The 20392-nt window shown below is 69.9% G+C and carries 21 protein-coding genes; 18 read left to right on the top strand and 3 right to left on the bottom strand.

Features of this window, described 5'->3' with window-relative positions:
* Window positions 1–120: 120 nt before the first annotated feature.
* The 12 genes from ACFWV3_RS09780 (at window position 121) to ACFWV3_RS09725 (ending at window position 11001) form a co-directional block, all read left to right on the top strand.
* Window positions 121–1290 carry a sensor histidine kinase gene (locus tag ACFWV3_RS09780; RefSeq protein WP_382410186.1) on the top strand — a complete coding sequence of 390 codons (1170 nt, stop codon included), beginning with the start codon at window positions 121–123 and terminating at the stop codon, window positions 1288–1290.
* A complete protein-coding gene (locus tag ACFWV3_RS09775; protein WP_053737067.1) occupies window positions 1287–1967 on the top strand; it encodes a response regulator transcription factor in 681 nt (226 codons plus the stop codon). The genes ACFWV3_RS09780 and ACFWV3_RS09775 overlap by 4 nt, the downstream gene beginning before the upstream one ends.
* Before the next feature lie 27 nt (window positions 1968–1994).
* Window positions 1995–2975 (top strand): Ppx/GppA phosphatase family protein, encoded by a 981-nt coding sequence (locus tag ACFWV3_RS09770; RefSeq protein WP_382410183.1) that lies wholly within the window; start codon window positions 1995–1997, stop codon window positions 2973–2975.
* Window positions 2975–4174, top strand: coding sequence for a hypothetical protein (locus tag ACFWV3_RS09765; protein ID WP_382410181.1), 1200 nt, complete (start codon window positions 2975–2977; stop codon window positions 4172–4174). Before ACFWV3_RS09770 ends, ACFWV3_RS09765 begins: the two co-directional genes overlap by 1 nt.
* Window positions 4175–4242: 68 nt before the next feature.
* Window positions 4243–5013 (top strand): sugar phosphate isomerase/epimerase family protein, encoded by a 771-nt coding sequence (locus ACFWV3_RS09760; RefSeq protein WP_382410484.1) that lies wholly within the window; start codon window positions 4243–4245, stop codon window positions 5011–5013.
* A gap of 478 nt (window positions 5014–5491) precedes the next feature.
* Window positions 5492–6388 carry a proline dehydrogenase family protein gene (locus ACFWV3_RS09755; RefSeq protein ID WP_382410179.1) on the top strand — a complete coding sequence of 299 codons (897 nt, stop codon included), beginning with the start codon at window positions 5492–5494 and terminating at the stop codon, window positions 6386–6388.
* Window positions 6385–7167: a thioesterase family protein gene (locus ACFWV3_RS09750; protein WP_382410177.1), complete on the top strand. Its 783-nt coding sequence runs from the start codon at window positions 6385–6387 to the stop codon at window positions 7165–7167. Before ACFWV3_RS09755 ends, ACFWV3_RS09750 begins: the two co-directional genes overlap by 4 nt.
* A 21-nt stretch (window positions 7168–7188) precedes the next feature.
* The gene (gene proC / locus ACFWV3_RS09745) at window positions 7189–7998 is read left to right on the top strand and encodes a pyrroline-5-carboxylate reductase (protein ID WP_382410175.1); all 810 of its coding nucleotides are present in this window, start codon (window positions 7189–7191) and stop codon (window positions 7996–7998) included.
* Window positions 7999–8127: 129 nt separating this feature from the next.
* Window positions 8128–8340, top strand: a complete 213-nt coding sequence (locus ACFWV3_RS09740; RefSeq protein WP_030477960.1) for a helix-turn-helix domain-containing protein — start codon at window positions 8128–8130, stop codon at window positions 8338–8340.
* Between the two features lie 293 nt (window positions 8341–8633).
* On the top strand, window positions 8634–8735 hold the full coding sequence (locus tag ACFWV3_RS09735; RefSeq protein WP_015105422.1) for a 30S ribosomal protein bS22: 102 nt from the start codon (window positions 8634–8636) through the stop codon (window positions 8733–8735).
* A gap of 252 nt (window positions 8736–8987) precedes the next feature.
* Entirely contained in the window at window positions 8988–10025 is a 1038-nt protein-coding gene (locus tag ACFWV3_RS09730) for an NAD-dependent epimerase/dehydratase family protein (RefSeq protein WP_382410173.1), read from the top strand.
* A 16-nt stretch (window positions 10026–10041) separates the two neighbouring features.
* A complete protein-coding gene (locus tag ACFWV3_RS09725; RefSeq protein ID WP_382410171.1) occupies window positions 10042–11001 on the top strand; it encodes a lysophospholipid acyltransferase family protein in 960 nt (319 codons plus the stop codon).
* Here ACFWV3_RS09725 and ACFWV3_RS09720 read toward each other — a convergent pair.
* Window positions 10970–12238 carry an isocitrate lyase/phosphoenolpyruvate mutase family protein gene (locus tag ACFWV3_RS09720; RefSeq protein ID WP_382410169.1) on the bottom strand — a complete coding sequence of 423 codons (1269 nt, stop codon included), beginning with the start codon at window positions 12236–12238 and terminating at the stop codon, window positions 10970–10972. The genes ACFWV3_RS09725 and ACFWV3_RS09720 overlap by 32 nt on opposite strands.
* A gap of 65 nt (window positions 12239–12303) precedes the next feature.
* Between ACFWV3_RS09720 and ACFWV3_RS09715 the strand changes: the two genes are divergently transcribed.
* Window positions 12304–12945, top strand: a complete 642-nt coding sequence (locus ACFWV3_RS09715) for an ArsR/SmtB family transcription factor (protein WP_382410167.1) — start codon at window positions 12304–12306, stop codon at window positions 12943–12945.
* Here ACFWV3_RS09715 and ACFWV3_RS09710 read toward each other — a convergent pair.
* Entirely contained in the window at window positions 12942–13181 is a 240-nt protein-coding gene (locus ACFWV3_RS09710; protein WP_382410165.1) for a glutaredoxin family protein, read from the bottom strand. The two genes, ACFWV3_RS09715 and ACFWV3_RS09710, sit on opposite strands and share 4 nt — an antisense overlap.
* A gap of 3 nt (window positions 13182–13184) precedes the next feature.
* Entirely contained in the window at window positions 13185–14660 is a 1476-nt protein-coding gene (locus tag ACFWV3_RS09705) for an AMP-binding protein (RefSeq protein ID WP_382410163.1), read from the bottom strand.
* A gap of 211 nt (window positions 14661–14871) precedes the next feature.
* Here ACFWV3_RS09705 and ACFWV3_RS09700 point away from each other — a divergent pair, with 211 nt between their 5' ends.
* The 5 genes from ACFWV3_RS09700 (at window position 14872) to ACFWV3_RS09680 (ending at window position 20386) form a co-directional block, all read left to right on the top strand.
* The gene (locus ACFWV3_RS09700) at window positions 14872–15444 is read left to right on the top strand and encodes a sigma-70 family RNA polymerase sigma factor (protein WP_382410161.1); all 573 of its coding nucleotides are present in this window, start codon (window positions 14872–14874) and stop codon (window positions 15442–15444) included.
* A gap of 138 nt (window positions 15445–15582) precedes the next feature.
* Window positions 15583–16578 carry a DUF5667 domain-containing protein gene (locus tag ACFWV3_RS09695; RefSeq protein ID WP_382410159.1) on the top strand — a complete coding sequence of 332 codons (996 nt, stop codon included), beginning with the start codon at window positions 15583–15585 and terminating at the stop codon, window positions 16576–16578.
* A gap of 41 nt (window positions 16579–16619) precedes the next feature.
* A complete protein-coding gene (locus tag ACFWV3_RS09690; RefSeq protein WP_382410157.1) occupies window positions 16620–17516 on the top strand; it encodes an HAD family hydrolase in 897 nt (298 codons plus the stop codon).
* A gap of 476 nt (window positions 17517–17992) precedes the next feature.
* Window positions 17993–19462 carry a molybdopterin-dependent oxidoreductase gene (locus ACFWV3_RS09685; protein ID WP_382410155.1) on the top strand — a complete coding sequence of 490 codons (1470 nt, stop codon included), beginning with the start codon at window positions 17993–17995 and terminating at the stop codon, window positions 19460–19462.
* 168 nt (window positions 19463–19630) lie between these two features.
* The gene (locus ACFWV3_RS09680) at window positions 19631–20386 is read left to right on the top strand and encodes a redox-sensing transcriptional repressor Rex (RefSeq protein WP_382410153.1); all 756 of its coding nucleotides are present in this window, start codon (window positions 19631–19633) and stop codon (window positions 20384–20386) included.
* Window positions 20387–20392: the final 6 nt, after the last annotated feature.

Here is a 20392-nt window from a genome sequence, read left to right as displayed (position 1 = left end):
ACGGTTGGGTGAACAGGGTCTGACCAGGGGAGAAACAACCTGCTCCCCAGGTGTCGCGGGCGTCACGGTTCACGCTTCCGCACTAGGCCAGGACACCTCTGAGCTGCTTACCATTCGCCTGTGACCACAACGGGTTACCTCGCTGTGTCGATCGGCGTCGCGCTCATCGGCGTGATCGCCGGTTTCCTCGTTGGCAGATTCACCGCTCCCCGCACCGCCAAGGCCCCCGAGGGCCTGACGGTCGCGGACCTGATGCAGCGGATCGTCGAGGACTCCCACGACGGCATCGTGGTGCTGAACCACTTCGGTGACGTCGTGTTGCACAACCCGAGGTCGGAAGAACTGGGTGTCGTCCGCAACAACCGCGTCGACGACCGCGCTCGCAAGGCGGCCGAGGCCGTCCGCAACAGCAACGAGGTCGTGTACGTCGACCTCTCGCCGGCGGAGGGGAGCAGGGGGCGCCAGCCCGCCGCCGTGCACGCCGAGGTCCGGCTGCTCATCGAGAACTTCACCGTCGTCGACGCCACCGACGAGTCCGAGGCCGTGCGGCTGGAGAAGACGCGCCGCGACTTCGTGGCCAACGTCAGCCACGAGCTGAAGACGCCCGTCGGTGCCCTCGCGCTGCTGGCGGAGGCCGTGCTGGACGCGAGCGACGACCAGGAGGAGGTCCGCCGCTTCAGCGCGAAGATCATGCAGGAGGCCACCCGCCTCGGCACGCTCGTCACCGAGCTCATCGCGCTGTCGCGGCTGCAGGGCGCCGAGAAGCTGCCGGAGCTGTCCGACACCGAGATCGACGTCGTGATCAACGAGGCGCTGTCGCGGTCCAAGCTCGCCGCCGAGTCGGTCAACATCTCGATCAACGTCGACGAGCCGAGCGGGTTCGTCGTGCCCGGTGACCGGTCGTTGCTGGTCACAGCGCTGACGAACCTTCTGGACAACGCCGTCGCGTACTCGCCGCCCGGCAGTCCGGTGAGCGTCAGCCGCCGGCTGGTGGACGGGCACGTCGAGATCGCCGTCACCGACCGCGGCATCGGCATCGCCGAGGACCAGCAGCACCGCGTCTTCGAGCGGTTCTACCGCGTCGACAAGGCTCGTTCGCGGGCGACCGGGGGCACCGGTCTGGGGCTCGCGATCGTCAAGCACGTCGCCGCCAACCACGGCGGCGAGGTGAAGCTGTGGAGCCTGCCGGGAACGGGCTCCACCTTCACGCTGCGGCTCCCGGCCGCGGCGGCCGAACCCAACCCGACCCTCGTCCCCACCGGCGCGGGTGACACTGGAGGAGAGCTGTGACCAGGGTGCTCATCGTGGAGGACGAGGAGTCCTTCGCCGATCCGCTCGCCTTCCTGCTGCGCAAGGAGGGGTTCACCGCGGCGCTCGCGGCCACCGGCCAGGAGGCGCTCGAGGAGTTCGACCGCAACGGCGCCGACATCGTGCTGCTGGACCTGATGCTGCCCGGCATGAGCGGCACGGACGTCTGCAAGCAGCTGCGCCAGCGCTCCGCCGTCCCCGTGATCATGGTGACCGCGCGCGACAGCGAGATCGACAAGGTCGTGGGCCTCGAGCTGGGTGCCGACGACTACGTCACCAAGCCGTACTCGGCGCGCGAGCTCATCGCCCGCATCCGCGCGGTGCTGCGCCGCGGCGGCGAGTCCGAGGACCTGCTGCCGCAGATCCTCGAGGCCGGTCCGGTGCGGATGGACGTGGAACGCCACGTCGTCACCGTCGGCGGTCAGGACATCAGCCTCCCGCTCAAGGAGTTCGACCTCCTGGAGTACCTGCTGCGCAACGTCGGCCGCGTCCTGACCAGGGGCCAGCTGATCGACCGCGTGTGGGGAGCGGACTACGTGGGCGACACGAAAACGCTGGACGTGCACGTCAAACGCCTGCGTTCCAAGATCGAGCCCGACCCGTCGGCACCGCGTCACCTGGTGACCGTCAGGGGTCTCGGTTACAAGTTCGAGTCCTGACGGACACGACCAGGTACCGTTTCCGGCGTGCGCCTGGGCGTTCTAGACGTGGGTTCCAACACCGTCCACCTCCTCGTGGTGGACGCGCATCGTGGTGCCCACCCCATCCCGACGACGTCCGAGAAGACGATCCTGCGTCTGGCAGAGCAGCTGGACGACAAGGGGCAGCTCTCCAAAACGGGTGCTGACCAGCTGGTTCGAGCGGTGGCCGGCGCCAAGGCGTCGGCCAAGCGGTCCGGCTGCGAGGACCTGATGGCGTTCGCGACCTCGGCCGTGCGCGAGGCGGGCAACTCCGCCGAAGTGCTCGACCGGGTGCGCACCGAGACCGGCGTGGACCTCAAGGTCCTCTCCGGCGAGGACGAGGCGAAGTACACCTTCCTCGCGGTCCGCCGCTGGTACGGCTGGTCCGCGGGCAAGCTGCTGTCCCTCGACATCGGCGGCGGCTCCCTGGAGCTCGCCATCGGCCGTGACGAGAACCCCGATCTGGCCTTCTCCGTGCCACTGGGCGCGGGCCGGCTCACCAGGACCCGGTTCAAGAAGGACCCGCCCCGGCGCTCGGAGGTCCGCGAGACCGCCGACTGGCTCGCCGACCAGCTCGCGCCCGTGGCGCGGAAGCTGAAACGCGCGGGGGAACCCGATCGGGTGGTTGCAACCTCAAAAACTTTCCGAACGCTGGCGCGGCTCACCGGGGCCGCGCCATCGTCTGCCGGGCCCCGAGCACGCCGCGTGCTCACCGACGCGGGCCTGCGGCAGCTGATCGCGTTCATCTCCCGGATGTCGGCCGGTGACCTCGCCGAGCTGGAAGGCGTGAGCACTTCGCGCGCGCACCAGCTCGTCGCGGGCGCACTGGTCGCGGAGGCAACGATGCGAGCCCTGTCACTCACGCAGCTGGAGATTTGCCCGTGGGCGCTCCGGGAGGGTGTCATCCTCAGGCGGCTGGACCACACTGATGGGACGGACCAGAGCGATACTGGACGGACTGGACAGTCCGGGGCACGGTGGAGTTGATGAGTCGAGAGAGCGGATCGGACCAGACGCAGCGCACAGTCGCTGAGCTGCTCGCCCAGTACGGGGGCAGCGCAGAGAGTGCGCCACGTCGGCGACGCCGCCGGGCGGACGACGACTCCGACGACGTCCAGCAGCCGGAGACCGCACCCCAGACGATCATCGAGCGGGTCCTGTCCGACAGCGGCCGGCTGATGGCGATCCGCGACGACGGCGTGGCCCCCGCGGCCGGCCGGCGCGCGGCCCCCGAACCCCCGGCCCCGCCCGCGGCCGCCGAGCGGACGGCCTACCAGCCGAAGCAGCCACCGGCGGCCCCGCCAGTGCAGCCACCGCTGGTCCGCAGACCGTCACCCGCGCAGCCGCCACCGCCGCCGGCCGCCGCCGAGCAGACGAGGCAGGTGCCGCAGGTCCGCGACCAGCAGTCGCGCTCCGACCTGCCGCGCCCCGAGGCCGCGCGCCAGGACGCGCCGTCGCGCACGAACATCGTGCGGCCGACGCCGCCGCAGGTGAAGATGCCGACCCCGGCCCCCAAGCCCGGCATGCCCCCGCGCGAGGCGATGACGGAGCAGCTCCCGCGCATCCCGGCGAAGGCACCGGTCGACAAGATCGCCGCACTCGAGACCGAGTCCGTGCTGATCGTGCCGCCCGCCCCGCCGAAGCTGCCGGAGCCGCTGCCGAACAACCAGCCGGACGCCTGGTTCGGCGATGACGACGACCCGGCGGCCAAGACCGTCCTGTCGATGCCGCCGATGGAGTCCACCGCGGCCCACCCCGGCCCGTACGTGGACGACGACTCGCAGGAGTACGCCGCCTACCGGGCGGAGGACGACTACCTCGCGGACAACGACGAGGACGACGAGGAAGACGACGACGAGGGCCCGGCCGGCCTCGACGACGTCGGCGAGGCCGACGAGGACCTGGACGACGGCCCCCAGCGCTCCGCCGGCAAGGAATGGCTGATCATGATCGGCCAGCTCGCGGTCGGCGTGCTCGGCGGCGCGGGCCTGTGGCTCGCGTTCAACTACCTTTGGCGCGCGGTCCCCGCCGCCGCACTGGTGGTGGCGCTGGCGGTGACCGTGGGTCTGGTGTTGCTGGTGCGCAAGATCCGCCGGGCGGACGACCTCCAGACCACCGTCCTGGCCGTGCTGGTGGGCCTCATCGTGACAGTCTCACCAGCGGCGATGCTGCTGGTGAAGAGTTGACCGCCCGCATCCCGGTCGGGCTCTCCACGGCATCGGTCTACCCGCAGCCCGCCGGAGCGGCGTTCGACATGGCCGCCGACCTGGGCTACGACGGCGTGGAACTGATGGTGTGGGCCGACCCGGTGTCGCAGGACATCCGGGCGGTCGACCGCCTGTCGACCCGATCGGGCATGCCGGTCCTGGCCGTGCACGCCCCGTGCCTGCTGATCTCCCAACGGGTCTGGTCCCCGGACCCGGCAGAACGCCTGCGCAGAGCCGTGGAGGCCGCAGCCGAGCTGAACGCCCCGACCGTCGTCCTCCACCCACCGTTCCGCTGGCAGCGCAAGTACGCCGACGGCTTCGCCGAGCTCGTCTCCTCCCTGGAGGACGAGTCCGGCATCGCCATCGCGGTCGAGAACATGTTCCCGGTACGCCGCCCCCTGGGCCGCGGCCGCTCGGTGGAGATGAACGCCTTCAAGCCCTCCGTCGACCCCACCGACGTGGGCCACCGCAACTACACGCTCGACCTCTCCCACTCCGCCGCCGCCCACATGGACGCCCTGGAACTGGCCAAGCGCATGGGCGACGGCCTCCGACACATCCACCTGGCAGACGGCTCCGGCGCCCCGAAGGACGAGCACATGATCCCCGGCCGAGGCACCCAACCCTGCGCCGAACTGTGCGAGCTGCTGGCCAGGGCCGGCTTCGACGGCCAGGTCGTCCTGGAGGTCAACACCCGTCGCGCCGCCTCTCCGGCAGCGCGCAGGGAGATGCTGGCGGAAGCTCTGCTCTTCGCCCGCCTGCACCTGGACTGGCCGACCAAGGGCTCAGGCAAGGCCCGACCAGGCGTGTCGCGCTAGCAGAAAACGACGCAACACCCCCCACAGTGGCGATGCGAAGCGAGCCGGACAGCCCCACGCACCGCCAACGGCGAAGCCGAGGCGCCCAAGCGATGCCGAAGGCGAGCCGTCTTCCCTGACGCCGATGGGTAGCGGTGAACCCACTCGTTTTTTGCGATTGGGGCTTGACTTTGGGTGCGAGGTGCTACCCCTTTCGGGATCGGCCGGTTGCGAAGCATCCGGCCTTTTCCGGCCGAACCAGCGCCTCGCAAGGGCCCCGAAGTCAAGCCCCAATCGCGGATCGTCGCGGAGCGGCGATGTACCCAGGTCTTCGTCCGAGGTGCACGACCACGCTGGAACAGGCACCGGACCGCAATGGTGACCACGCTGGAACTCGCACGGCGACCACGCTGGAACCCGACCGCAATGGGCGACCCCGCCGGGAACTCGCACAGCGATCCCAATCCCGGTACCCCACCCAGCCGGTTAGGGTTCACCCGTGAACCCGCTGCGGGCGTTGATCATGGCCGCGTCTCGCAACGAGACGGTCCACCACCTCGTCGCCACCGCCCCCCTCACCCGTGACGTCGTCAAACGCTTCGTAGCAGGCGAAACGACAAACGACGCCGTGAACGCGGTACGAGCCCTGAACCTCCCGGTGACCCTCGACTACCTGGGCGAAGACGCGACGACAAGAACTCAGGCCGAGAAAACCGTCCAGGCCTACCTCGAACTGCTGGACGCGCTGCACGCAGCCGGCCTGGCCGAGAACGCCGAGGTGAGCGTCAAGCTCTCCGCGATAGGCCAGACCCTGGACGAGCCGCGCGCACTGCGAAACGCGAGCCGGATCTGCGCGGCAGCCGAACAGTGCGGCACCACGGTCACGCTCGACATGGAAGACCACACCACCACCGACTCGACCCTGCGCGTCCTGCACGAGCTGCGCAGGACCTGGCCGTGGGTGGGCGCGGTCCTCCAGTCCTACCTCCACCGCACCCTCGACGACTGCGAGCAGCTCGCGGGACCGGGGAGCAGGGTGAGGCTCGTCAAGGGCGCCTACGCCGAACCACCCGAGGTGGCGATCCAGGATCCACACGAGGTGGACCTCAACTTCGTGCGGTGTGCGAACGTGCTGCTCGCGGGCGAGGGCTACCCGATGTTCGCCACGCACGACCCCCGCCTCATCGAGATCATCGGGGAGAGGGCACGCTGGTATGACAAAACGGAGTTCGAGTACCAGATGCTCTACGGCATCCGGCCCGAGGAGCAGAAGCGCCTCGGCACTCGGGTCTACGTCCCCTACGGCGAGCAGTGGTACGGATATCTGATGCGGCGACTTGCGGAACGGCCTGCCAACGTGACTTTCTTCCTGCGGTCGCTGGCCAGCCGCTCATGACCTTCTCGAAGTCCAGCGCGGTCCGGTCTCTCGGTGACGGAACGTTCACGGCGTCCCTGCCCGCCGAGTGGACCGTCGGGCCCAAGCCCCACGGCGGGTTCCTGCTCGCCGTGATGACGCGTGCGGCGGCCCAGGTCGCCGACGGCGACCCGCTCGTGGTGTCGGCCCAGTTCCTGCGGGCGCCCGAGGTCGGGCCGGTCCTGGTCAGGACCGACGTGCGCAAGTCGGGGCGGACGGCGACCGTCATCGCGGTGACCCTGGAGCAGCGCGGTCAGGTGTGCGTCGAGGCGTCGGTGACGACGGGGCGCATCCCCGAGCACCGGGCCGACTACGCGAACCTGCCGGCGATGCCCGCCGCGCCGCCGCCCGGTGCGGTGGAGATGGCGACGTTCCCGAGCGGGAGCGCCTACAAGGTCGGTGCCCTGTGCGACCTGCGGGTGGACCGGGACAGCGCGACGTTCCTCGACCGGCGCACGGACGGGCCGTTGACGCTGAAGCTGTGGGCGCGGCCGCTCGACGAGCAGCCGGACCCCTACTTCGCGCTGCTCGCTGGCGACCTGTCGATGCCGGTGACGTTCAACCTCGGCCGGTTCGGGTGGTCGCCGACGGTGCAGCTGACGGCGTTGCTGCGGGCCCGGCCGGCGCCGGGGTGGCTGCGCATCCACGTGACCTGCCAGGCGGTGCACGGGCAGTGGTTCGACGAGGACGCCACGGTGATCGACTCGGCGGGCCGGCTGGTGTGCCAGGCGAGGCAGTTGGCGTTGACGCCCGCGGTTTGAGCCCTGTGTGAGACTTGACCGATGACGAAGATCGCGGTGCTCGGCGCGGGCAAGATCGGTGAGGCGCTGCTGTCCGGGCTGCTGCAGGGCGGCCGCGCGGCCGGCGACCTGATGTTCACGGAGAAGCACGAGTCCAGGGCCCGGTCGCTGACCGAGCAGTACGGGTTCGAGGCCGTGACGGTCGCCGGCGCGGCCGAGAAGGCCGACGTGCTGGTCGTCGCGGTCAAGCCGCAGGACATCGAGCCGCTGCTCACCGAGCTCAACCCGGTGATCAAGCCCGGCACGCTCGTCGTCTCGCTCTGCGCCGGCCTGCCGACGGCCCTGTTCGAACGCAGGCTGCCCGAGGGCACGCCGGTCGTGCGGGTCATGCCCAACACGCCGATGGTCGTCGGTGAGGCCATGAGCGCGGTGTCCGGCGGCTCCAACGCCACGCCCGAGCACCTGAAGGTCGTCGAGGAGCTCCTCTCGACCGTCGGCAAGGTCGCGGTCGTGCCCGAGTCGCAGCAGGACGCCGTCACGGCGTTGTCCGGCTCGGGTCCCGCCTACTTCTTCTTCCTCGTCGAGGCGATGATCGACGCGGGCATCCTGCTCGGCATCCCGCGCGACCTGGCGTCCCAGCTGATCATCCAGTCGGCCGTCGGAGCAGCCACGATGCTCAACGAGGGCACGAACCACCCGGTCATCCTGCGCGAGGCGGTCACCTCGCCGGCCGGCACGACGATCATGGCGATCCGCGAGCTGGAGAAGCACGGCGTCCGCGCCGCACTGCTCGCCGCCATCGAGTCGGCACGTGATCGCTCGGTCGAGCTGGGCAGGCAACACGAGGACTGAGCGAAGCTCACCTCTCTTGGACGTCGCAGGAGTCACACCAGTCCCGCTACTCTCAGGGCAGCACGTGCGTGTCGAACCGTTGGTGGGGAAGACCGACGGCACGACACGTGTCGAAGGATGCGGTGATTCATGCCTGCGAAGGAGAACGAACGAACAGGCCTCGCTCAGGTGCAGTTCCTGACCGTGGCCGAGGTGGCCTCGATGATGCGGGTCTCGAAGATGACCGTGTACCGGCTGGTGCACTCCGGAGAACTGCCCGCGGTGCGGGTCGGCAAGTCGTTCCGGGTGCCCGAGAAGGCCGTGCACGCCTACCTCGAGAACGCGTACTTCGACGCCGGCTAGTGGTGTGGCTCGGAACGTTGCCGAGGGAATTCGCGGTCAGACGGGTACATCGTGGTGCCGCCCCCACGTCCTCGTACTGGTTGTACGGGGGCGTGGGGGCGGTGCCGCGAGGTGCCCTGCTGAGCGTGGATTACCTCGCCGACGTTCCGAGGCGCGCCACCAGAGGCTGCTGAAGGCTGGCGAACCCCGCCGGGTAGACTGGTAGGCCGATCGTGCTTACCGGCGCGCCGTGCTTGACACGGCCAAGGCTGGGGCGCGCCAGTCAAAGCAACGTCTAGAGCTAAGGAACCCGCATGGGCTCGGTCATCAAGAAGCGCCGCAAGCGCATGTCGAAGAAGAAGCACCGCAAGCTGCTGCGCAAGACCAGGGTCCAGCGCAGGAAGCGCGGCAAGTAAGCCCGCTAGCGCTCTGCCGCCGCCGGTCTCCTCGTACGAGGAGACCGGCGGCGGTTGCGTTTCGCGAGTCGCTCTCCCGGGGAATTTCACCCTTTGGGACGCTTGCGCGACACCACGGGAACGGGGCCGCCGTTCGGGTGATTAGCCCGTAAAGCCTGCGTGACCTGCGTCAAGACGGCGTTCCGGCCCCGCCCGGTTTCCGAATCGGCTAGTAGCATCGACCAGTCGCACCGCCCTCGTGCTTGGAGTCGCATGACGCCCAAGGTCGTCCTCGTCACCGGAGTCAGCCGCTTCCTCGGCGGCCACCTCGCCGCGCGTTTCGCCGCGAACCCGGACATCGAGCGCGTGCTCGGCGTGGACACGGAGCCGCCGCCGCGCGACCTCCTGCGCAGGATGGGCAGGGCCGAGTTCGTGCGGGCCGACATCCGCAACCCGCTGATCAGCAAGGTCATCTCCACCGCGAACGTCGACACGGTCGTCCACGCGTCCGTCACCGCCAACCCGGCCGGGCCCACCGGTCGCACGGCGATGAAGGAGATGAACGTCATCGGCACCATGCAGCTGCTGGCCGCGTGCCAGAAGTCGCCGAAGGTGCGCAAGCTCGTCGTGAAGTCCACGAGCGCCGTCTACGGGTCCAGCAGCCGCGACCCGGCGGTGTTCACCGAGGACATGGGTCCCAAGGACCTGCCGTCGTCCGGCTACGCCAAGGACGCCGTCGAGGTCGAGGGGTACGTGCGCGGGTTCGGCCGCCGCAGGCCGGACGTCGACGTCACGACGTTGCGCTTCACCAACTTCATCGGGCCGCGCATCGACACGGTGCTGACCCGCTACTTCGCTCTGCCGGTCGTGCCCACGGTGCTGGGCTACGACGCTCGTGTGCAGCTGCTGCACTCCGAGGACGCGCTCGCCGTCCTGGAGCGCGCGACGCTGCACGACCTGCCCGGTGTGTACAACGTGGGCGGCGACGGCGTGCTGCTGCTGTCGCAGGCGATCAGGCGGGCGGGCAGGCTGAACCTGCCGGTGCCCAGCGCCGCCGTGCCCACGGTCGGTGGCTTCTTCCGGAGCGCCCGGCTCGTCGACTTCTCGCCCGACCAGATGAGGTTCCTCAACTGGGGGCGCGTGGTCGACACCACCCTGCTGAAGAAGGACTTCGGGTTCACGCCGCGGTGGACCACCCAGCAGGCCTTCGACGACTACGTGAGCGGCCGGGGCCTGAAGCCGCTCATCGACCCGGAGACCGTGGTCGCTGCCGAGCGGGGAATCCTCGACGCAGCCGCGCGTTTCCGCTGATCTTCGCCTTGAGGAGATGAACGCAGTGGCAGGAGCACGCGTTATCCCGCTGCACGACCCGGAACGCGACGCCGCGCGCAGATCGCGCCACGTCGAGGTGGTGCCCGAACCGGAGCAGCAGCAGTCCGCGACACCGGACTGGGAACGCAGGCTGACCGACCTGCTCTCGTTCGCGCGCAGGCGGCTCGCCGGCGACTACGAGATCGACGAGTTCGGCTTCGACCGCGACCTCACCGAGAACGTGCTGATGCCGCCGCTGAAGCCGCTGTACGAGAAGTGGTTCCGGGTCGAGACGATCGGGCTGAACAACGTCCCGATGGCCGGCGGCGCGCTGATCGTGGCGAACCACTCCGGCACGGTGCCGCTCGACGCCCTCATGACCGCGTACGGCATCGCGTCCGAGCACCCGGCGCACCGGCCGCTGCGCGGGCTCGGCGCGGACCTGGTGTTCCGCACGCCGGTGCTCGGCGCGCTCGCCCGCAAGGGCGGCCAGACGCTCGCGTGCAACGCCGACGCCGAGCGCCTGCTGTCATCCGGCGAGCTCGTCGGCGTGTGGCCCGAGGGCTTCAAGGGCATCGGCAAGCCGTTCAAGGACCGCTACAAGCTGCAGCGCTTCGGCCGCGGCGGCTTCGTGTCGGCGGCGCTCAAGACCGGCGTGCCGATCATCCCGGTCTCGATCGTCGGTGCCGAGGAGATCTACCCGATGATCGGCGACGTCAAGGCGCTGGCGAGGCTGCTCGGCTTCCCGTACTTCCCGGTGACGCCGTTCTTCCCGCTGCTCGGGCCGCTGGGCGCGATCCCGCTGCCGTCGAAGTGGTACATCGAGTTCGGCGAGCCGATCCGCACCGACCAGTTCGGCGAGAACGCGGCGGACGACCCGATGCTCGTCTTCAACCTCACCGACCAGGTGCGCGAGACGATCCAGCAGACCCTGTACCGGCTGCTCACCCAGCGTCGGAACGTGTTCCTCGGCTGACCAGGTCCTGGACGTGCTCGTAGCCGAACGCCTCGGGCACGGCGTTGCCGTCGCGCACTGCCACCGCGGTCGCGACGGTGTGCCGCAGAGCGGCCCTGAACAGCAGTGACCCGGTGCTGATCCGCTTCACACCGAGATCGCCGAGCTCCTTCGGCGTGCGGTGCTGGGCCAGCACGTTCAACGGCGCCAGGCGCGCCAGCCGTTCGATGTCGCGCGGTTCGGTCAGGCCGGGCACGAAGATCCCGTCGGCTCCCGCGTCGACGTACCGGCGGGCGCGCTCCTCGGTCTCGCCGAGGGCGACGCCGAGCCAGTGGGTGTCGATGCGGGCGTTGAGGAACACGCCCGGCGCGCTGTCCTTCGTGCGGCGGAGCAGCGCCGCCTGCTCCTCCGGCGACGCCAGGCCGTGGGGACGGCCGTCCTCCAGGTTCACGCCCGCCACGCCGAGGCCCGCGACGAGCTCGGCCGGGTCCTGACCGAAGCCGGACTCCAGGTCGGCGGTCACCGGGCAGGGCAGGTCGTCGAGCAGCCGGGCGAGCCGCACGGCCTGGTCGCCCGCGAGCCCGGCGCCGTCCTCGATCCCGTGCGCCGCCGCCACGCCGAGGCTGGTGGTGCCGATGGCACGGAAGCCCGCGGCGTGCAGGGCGGCGGCGGAGGCGAAGTCCCAGGCATTGGGCAGGACCAGCGGCTCGTCCTGGGCGTGCATCGCCCGGAATGCCATGGCCTTCGCGATCCTGGTGGCGAGGGCCCGGCCGGGGCAGGCGTGGGGGCCGTGGCCGAACGGGTGCGCGTCCAGCCGGACCTCGATCACGCCGTGCTCAGCGGCCCTGCGCGTGACCGGGACGGCCGGGGAGGGGTCTCCGGTGCGGAGGCGCTCCGCGAACGCGTGTGTGGCCGCCCAGGCCTGCACGAGCAACCCGATCCGTGCGGCCGTCTCCTCGTCGTGCGCGCCCGCGAGCCGTTCGACCGCCGCGTCGGCCGCGTCCGTGACCGTCTCGTGCGGCTGGTAGCAGGGAGCGATCTGCGCGATGTCGTCGAGCGAGCCCGGCAGGCCGAGCGCGGTGGCCAGCTCGTCGAGCGAGGTGACCTCGACGTTCTCGATGAGCTTGGTGGTGAGCGCGCGCCTCCGTGCGTGGTCGGCGCCGTTGCTGAACCGGACGACGTGCGCGCGCAGCCACGCCACGCCCCTGTCACCAGTCGGCACGGACGGGACGGGAAGGCTCAGCAGCTCCTCGGTCATGCCCCGAGGCTAGGGCTGCGACACTTCGGCGCCGACCGAAGTGTCGCGCCCGCACAATGGCGGACATGGAGGCACTCGCCGCTCTGCTGGCCGACCGGACGCGTGCGGCGTTCTGCGGGGCCCTGCTCGACGGCAGGGCCTGGACGGCGCACGAGCTGGCCGATCACGCCGGAGTGGCCCCGTCGACCGCCAGCGAGCACCTGACCCGCCTGGTCGAGGGCGGCCTGCTGGTCGAGCACCGGCAAGGCCGCCACCGCTACGTCGCCCTGGCCGGCCCGCACGTGGCGGAGCTGCTGGAGGCGATGACGGCCTTCGCCGGTCCTCCGCCGGCCCCGCGCACGTTGCGAGCCGCGTCCGCCTCGGAGGCGATGGCACGCGGCCGGACCTGCTACGACCACCTCGCGGGCAAGCTCGGGATCGCGCTGAAGTCGGGCCTGCTGGAGCTGGGCGTGGTGACGGAAGAGCTGGCCGTCACCGAACCCGGCATGGTGTGGCTGAAGGAGCTCGGGTTCGAGCCGTCGAAACGCCAGATCAGCCGCGCGTGCCTGGACTGGACGGAACGCGTGCCGCACCTCGCCGGAGCCGCCGGAGCGCACCTGTGCGCGGTGTTCCTCGAGCGCGGCTGGGTGAAGCGGATCGGCACGACACGGGCCGTGGTGCTCACGCCGGCCGGCGAACGCGGCTGGCGTGAGCTCGGCCTGACCTAACCCCCGAGGGCCGCCCGCAGCCGGTCCTCCTCGACCTTCCAGTACCCGTGCTCGACGCCGTCGACGAGGAACACCGGCACCTGGTCGCCGTACTCGGCGCGCAGCTCCGGGTCAGCGTCCACGTCCTCGACGGACCAGGTCGCGCCCAGCTCGCCGCAGATCCGTTCGACCTCGGCCTTGGCCTCCTCGCACGCGTGGCAGTCGACGCGGCTCAGCACGGTCACGTGGTGCGCCACGGGTCAGGCTCCCAACGGCTTGCGCAGGATCGCGCGGGCCAGCTTGCCGGTCGGCGAGTGCGGCAGGGCCGTCGCGAACTCCACCGACGTCGGCACCTTGAACTTCGCCAGCCTGGCCGCGCAGTGCGCCACGACGTCCTCCTCGGACACCTCGGCGCCGTCGCGCAGCACGACCACGACCTTCACCGACTCGCCGGTCTTCTCGTCCGGCACGCCGACGGCCGCGGCCTCCAGCACCTCGGGCAGCTCGTCCACGACCCGCTCCACCTCGTGCGGGTAGACGTTGAAGCCGTTCACGATGATCAGGTCGTTCGCGCGGTCGACCAGGTGCAGGTCGCCGTCGGCGTCGATGAAGCCGACGTCGCCCGTGCGGAACCAGCCGGACGAGTCCGGGCCGCGTTCGCCGTCGGGCCAGTAGCCGCTGAACAGGTTGTCGCCCTTCGCGGAGACCAGGCCGGTGCCCGGCTCGTCCTCGTCGATGTCGAGCACCGAGCCGTCGGTGTCGACCAGGCGGATCTCGACGCCCGGCAGCGCCTGGCCCACCGAACCGGGCTTCGGCACGCCGCCGACCAGCGTCGACGTCAGCACGGGGCCGGTCTCGGTCAGGCCGTAGCCCTCGTAGATCGGGATGCCGATCGCGCCCCGCATCTCGGCGATCACGCCCGCGGGCAGAGGAGCCGCGCCGGAGGTGAACAGGCGGACGGTGGCGAGCTTCTCGCGCAGCAGGTCGACCGGGTGGGCCAGGATCGCCCGGTACATGGGCGGCACGCCGACCATCGTCGTGACGCGGTGCTCCTCGATCACGTCGAGGGCGTGCCCGGCGTCGAAGCGCTCCAGCAGCACGGCCGTCGCGCCCGCGCCCGCCACCTGCAGCAGGCCGGGGCCGAGGCCGTAGACGTGGAACAGCGGCAGCGCGAGCAGCACCCGGTCGCCCGCCGTGACGGGGGCGGGGCGCAGCGAGGCGCACTGGGAGACGTTCGCGAGCAGCGCGCGGTGGGAGAGCATCGCGCCGCGCGGCACTCCGGACGTGCCGGAGGTGTAGCCGAGCACCGCCAGGTCCTCGCCGCCACCCACGGCCTCGAACCGCTCGCCGACGGCCGTGACGTCCGGCACGTCCAGGACGTGCGCGTCCGAGCCCTCGCCGTCGCCGATCAGGAACTTGGCCCCCGAGTCGGCCAGGATGCGCTGGAGCTCGCGCGGCGGGTTGCCGGGGCCGGTGGGCACCACGACGCCGCCGGCGCGCAGGACGCCGAACACGGAGACCACGAACTCGGGGCTCGTGGGCAGCCGTACCGCCACCCGGTCGCCCGATTCGAGTCCTGAATCAGCCAAATGGCGGGCGAAAGTGTCGATCGCGCCGTCGATGGTTTCCCACGTGATGCTTTTTCCGCTCGCCACGTCGACCAGAGCGACGTGGCCCGGTCCCCGCTGTGCGGACGCACGGACCAGATCTGAGACATTGCGAGCGGAAGTCAACATGGCCTCCTCATGAACAACTGGACGCTCCGAGCAGTCTTCCACGCGTGACGAGCGTCATGAAGTCGCGGTTGGCGCGTCTCCTCATCGCGACCCCACCCGCTACCTACTACGGAGTAACAACACGTATGCTGCCGCCACGGCGACTCTGTGGAGGTGCCGCGAGCCGATGACCGCGCGGGCACGACCGAACACGATCAGGACCACCCGGACCATGACGGGAGGTCAGCACGACGACGCCGACGAGCCGTGGCAGCTCGTCAAGGCCGCCCAGGAGGGTGACACCGGGGCGTTCGGAGTGCTGTACGACCAGTACGTCGACATGGTGTTCCGCTATGTCCTCTTCCGGGTGGGCGGCGACCGCGCGTTCGCCGAGGACGTGACCAGCGAGACGTTCCTGCGCGCGCTGCGCAGCATCGGGTCGGTGAGCTACCAGGGCCGCGACGTGGGCGCGTGGTTCGTCACGATCGCGCGCAACATCGTCTTCGACCACGTGAAGTCGAGCCGCTACCGGCTCGAGGTCACGACCTCGGAGCTGCAGGACAACCGCGAGGAGACGAACGGTCCCGAGCAGGAGGTCATGACCGAGGCGACCAACGCGGAGCTGCTCCGGTGCGTTTCCCAGTTGGGTGACGACCAGCAGGAGTGCATCAGGCTGAGGTTCATCGAGGGCAAGTCGGTGTCCGAGGTCGCGCAGCTCATGGACCGCAACGAGGGTGCCGTGAAGGCGTTGCAACACCGGGCCGTGCGGCGGCTCGCACAGATCCTCCCGTCCTGGTTGCGGTGATCGCGATCGCAGGGGCGTAACCCAAAGCAGATCAACTTCGTTACTCGGGCTGAGATGGACGGCAAGGGAAGAACACCGCGGTGGCGGCAGACAGAGCACGAGCGCTTCGCTCGTGCCGTTGAGGGCGGCCCTCAACCGGTGGGCGGCGACGACTTCGCCGAGGACATGGCGATCGTCGAGCTCCTCCGGCGGATGGACGTCGGCCCGGACGCCGACACGCGTGAACGCATGAGGCAGCGCATCCTCACCGCGCCCCCGCCCGAGAAGCCACTGGCTCTCGCGTCGGTAAGACGGGTGGGAGCGCGCGCACGGGTGGCAGTCGCAGCGGCCGCGGTCCTCTGCTTGCTGATGTCGCTCGGCGGCATGAGCGTGCTGCTCAGCCGTGACGCGCTCCCGGGAGACCCGCTCTACGGCATCAAACGCACCACCGAGGGCGCCTCGCTGGGCCTGACCTTCGACGAGGAGTCCCGCGCGCTCAAGCACCTGGAGTTCGCCGCCTCCCGCGTCACCGAGATGGAGACCCTGGCCGACCGCGCCGCGGACTCGGCTGCCCAGCTCACCGCCCTCGCCGACCTGGACACCGACGCGGTCGAGGGCTCGCGCCAGCTCACCACGTACGCGACCTCGTCCGACGAGAAGGCGCTCCCGGCCCTGCGCGACTGGGCGCTAGACCAGTACGAGAAGCTCGGCACCCTGCGCCCCCGCCTGCAGGAGGACGCCGGCCGGCACGCCGACACCACGATGTGGCTGCTCGCGAGCATCGCCCAACGGGCCCACGACCTGACGGCCCGCATCGGCTGCGGCGCCGTGACCAGCGGCAGCTCCGACCCGCTGGGCCCGCTGCCCGCCAAGGACGAGTGCACCACGGCCCAGCAGCCCCCGAGCCCCTCGGCGAGCAGCAGGCCGTCCCTTTCCGTCCAGCCGACCCAGTCGGGCCAACCGGCCCAGTCCGGCTCGGCCACCCCGTCGGCCCAGCCCACGCAGTCGCTCCTGCCGGGCACCAGCACCCCACCGACCTCGAAGCCGGGCAGCACCACCGCACCGACCTCGAACAAGCCGGAGATCACCATCCCGCTCCCGCTCCCCCTGCCGAGCATCTCGCTCCCGCTGCTCCCGGGCATCAGCTTCGGCTGAGTCGGCCAGTCCTGCCGGGACCTGATCGCTAGGCTTGGGACATGGCAGGCAAGCGTGACGTGGAGAGCGACCGGCTGGCCGAACTGGCCGGCGAGGCATCGGCAGAGGCGGCGATCCAGGCTGCCGCGATGGCGCCAGAGCTCGAAACGTCACTGGCGGTGCCCACCGACCTGACCGCGGCCGCCTTCTTCGACGTGGACAACACGATGATGATGGGCGCCTCGATCTTCCACTTCGCCCGAGGCCTGGCAGCCCGCAAGTACTTCAGCTCCTCAGACCTGGCGGGCTTCGTCTGGCAACAGCTGAAGTTCCGCGTGGGCGGCCGAGAAGACCCGGAGTCCGTGAAGGCCTCCCGCGAACAGGCCCTCTCCTTCGTGGCAGGCCGCAGCGTCGCCGAACTCGTCTCCCTGGGCGAGGAGATCTACGACGAACTGATGGCCGACCGAATCTGGAAGGGCACCCAGGCCCTCGCCCAGATGCACCTCGACGCAGGCCAACGAGTCTGGCTCGTCACCGCCACCCCCGTGGAACTGGCCCAGATCATCGCCCGCCGCCTGGGCCTCACCGGCGCCCTCGGCACCGTCTCCGAGTCGGAAGACGGCGTCTACACGGGCCGTCTGGTGGGCGACCTCCTGCACGGCAAGGCCAAGGCCCAGGCAGTCCGCTCCCTGGCCGCCAAGGAGGGCCTGGACCTGCGCCGCTGCACCGCCTACTCCGACTCCTCCAACGACGTCCCGATGCTCTCGGTGGTGGGCACCGCGGTGGCCGTGAATCCCGACTCGCAACTGAGAGAGATCTCCCGCCGCAAGGGCTGGGAGATCCGAGACTTCAGAACGGGCCGCAAGGCAGCCAAGATCGGCGTCCCGTCAGTGCTGGGCGCAGGCGCGGTGGCAGGGGCCATCGCAGCCACGATGGCGTACCGACGCCGAGTGAAGTAGCCGCGAGGCCGAAGGCGAGCACGCGACGCCGAAGGCGAGCAAGGCGACGGCGAAGCCGAGCTGCTTTGGCTTTGGCTTGAAACAGAAGGTTCCGGTGGGGTGGTTCCGTCACGAGCCGTGGCCAGCACTCGCTGCACCAGGTCAGGGGTGTCAAACCGCCACGCTTTTCGGCGGTTTGACACCCCTGACCTGGTGTGGCTCGCTCTTGCCTCGGTTCGTGACGGGACCACCCCACCCGAACCGCACCACCCACGCAGCAGCAAGCCGCCGAACGCAACCGGCGTGCCATCAACCCGCCGAGGGCGCTGGGGGTCTTTGATCAGTTGGCGGGGTCCGGGGCAGAGCCCCGCGCCCGAAACAGGAACCCGCACACACCAACGCAACCACCCCCAAAACACGCGGAATCTGATTACCGCCCCCTTACAACACCTGACAACACCTGCGAACCACCCCGATCCGGGTGTCGAATAGAGGACATGAAGCCCACCAAGGCCGCAGCAACCGGCCTGCTGGCCCTCCTGGCCGCCCTGGCAGCAGGTCACCTGGTAGCAGCCTTGGTAGACCCCCAAGCCTCCCCCTACCTGGCAGTGGGCAACGCAGCGATCGACCTGACCCCGTCCTGGCTCAAGGACTTCGCGGTCAACACCTTCGGCACAGCCGACAAACTCGCCCTGCTCACAGGCATGGCAATCGTCCTCGCAGGCATAGGCGTAGCAGCGGGCCTGGCCAGCCGAACCAGCCCCACTCCAGGCACGGTCGTGGCCATCGTCCTGGGCGGCATAGGCCTGGGCGCGGTCATCACCAGGTCGGATGTGGGCCAACTGGCCATCCTCGCGCCCATAGCCAGCGCAGCAGCGGGCGTCTACGTCTTCCGCTACCTCCACCGGGAGGCCGAGGAGAGCGACAGCCGCCGCACCTTCCTCATCACCGCAGGCCTGGCCGTAGCTGCGGGCACCGCGGGCCAGCTGTTCGGCAACCGCACGGACGTAGAGGGTTCAAGGCAGGCAATCGGCGAGATCACCCCCAAGACCAAGGCCCCGGAGATCCCCCTCAACGCGGACTTCGCCAAGGACGGCACCCCGACCTTCATCACGAGCGCCGACGACTTCTACCGCATCGACACCGCGCTGAGCGTGCCGAGGATCCGCGCAGAGGAATGGACCCTGCGAATCCACGGAATGGTCGACCGCCCCACCGTCCTCACCTTCGACGAGATCCGCAAAAGGGACCTCGTCGAGGAAACGGTCACCCTGACCTGCGTCTCGAACGAGATCGGCGGCCCGTACATCAGCACGGCGAACTTCATCGGCATCAAAATCGGCGACGTGCTCAGGGAAGCCGGCGTGAAAGCGGGCGCCGACCAGCTCTTCAGCACCAGCGACGACGGCTTCACCGCGGGCAGCCCTCTCGACTACGTGCTCGAAAAGGGCCTGATCGCCATCGGCATGAACGGCCAGCCGCTCCCGGCCGAGCACGGTTTCCCGGCCAGGCTGGTGGTCCCCGGCCTCTACGGGTACGTGTCGGCGACGAAGTGGGTCACGGACCTCAACGTCACGACGTTCGACCAGGAGCAGGGCTACTGGATCCCGCGGGGCTGGGCGACCAAGGCGCCGATCAAGACGTCCTCGCGCATCGACCGCCCGAAGAGCCTGGGCAAGATCAAGGGCAGGACGACCGTCGCCGGCACCGCGTGGGCGCAGCCGAAGGGCGTCGCGAAGGTCGAGATCCGGATCGACGGCGGACCGTGGCAGGAGACCGAGCTCGGGGCCGACGTCAGCGACAGCACCTGGCGCATGTGGAAGCTCGACCTCGACCTCAGGCCGGGCAGCCACACGGTCGAGTGCCGGGCCACCGACAAGTCCGGGTTCACCCAGGACCAGGCGCGTCTCGATCCCGTTCCGGACGGCGCCACTGGCTGGCACTCGGTCACCTTCACCGTCGAGTAGGCGCTCACCTTTTAGTGATCATCAACCGAGGAAGCGCTGGTCACGCCCAGTGACCGGGCCCCGGGAAGCTGATCATCGACTTTGTGCGTGCGTTCACAAGCGGTACGGTGTGGGTATCACCAACGCCGCGGGGTCTCTGCGGTGGAGCACATCCGGAGGTCGGAGAGCGTGGCATCACGGCGGGGCGAAGGTGAGACGGCCACGACCCCTCTGGAGCCTGCCGACAGGGAGCGCGCGAGAGCGATCCCGGAGGCCGCGGTGGCCAGGCTCGCCGTGTACCTCCGGGTGCTGTCCGGCATGGCCGACCAGGGCGTGACGGCGGTCTCCAGCGAGGAGCTCAGCCAGGCCGCCGGCGTCAACGCGGCGAAGCTCCGCAAGGACCTGAGCTACATCGGCTCGTACGGCACGAGGGGCGTCGGCTACGACGTCGAGGTCCTCGTGAGCCACATCGAGCGCATCCTCGGGCTCACCCGCAACCACTCCGTCGCCGTCGTCGGCATCGGTAACCTTGGTCACGCTCTCGCGAACTACGGCGGGTTCCCCGGCCGCGGTTTCCCGGTGACCGCCCTCTTCGACGTGGACGCCGATCTCATCGGAATCCCTGTTGGGGGCATTCCCGTCAACCACATCGACGAGATCACCGCCGTCTGCCTGGAGCGCGAGGTGTCGATCGGTGTCATCGCGACGCCGCCGCCCGCCGCCCAGTCGGTTTGCGACCGTTTGGTATCTGCGGGCGTCCAGTGCATTCTGAACTTCGCACCGGTTGTCCTCCAGGTTCCAGACAACGTCGAGGTGCGCAAGGTTGACTTGGCGGTCGAGATGCAGATCCTGTCGTTCCACGTCGCTCGACGTGCGGACGAGGCTGCCAGTGTCTCGGACGCGAACAACGGACTCGGTGTGGACGGGATGGTGATTCGCCCGTGAGCGTGA

It is taken from the genome of Lentzea sp. NPDC059081, assembly GCF_042738015.1.
Classification (GTDB): domain Bacteria; phylum Actinomycetota; class Actinomycetes; order Mycobacteriales; family Pseudonocardiaceae; genus Lentzea.
The sequence above is the reverse complement of the archived record's forward strand: the minus strand, read 5'-3'. Positions and strand labels throughout refer to the sequence as shown.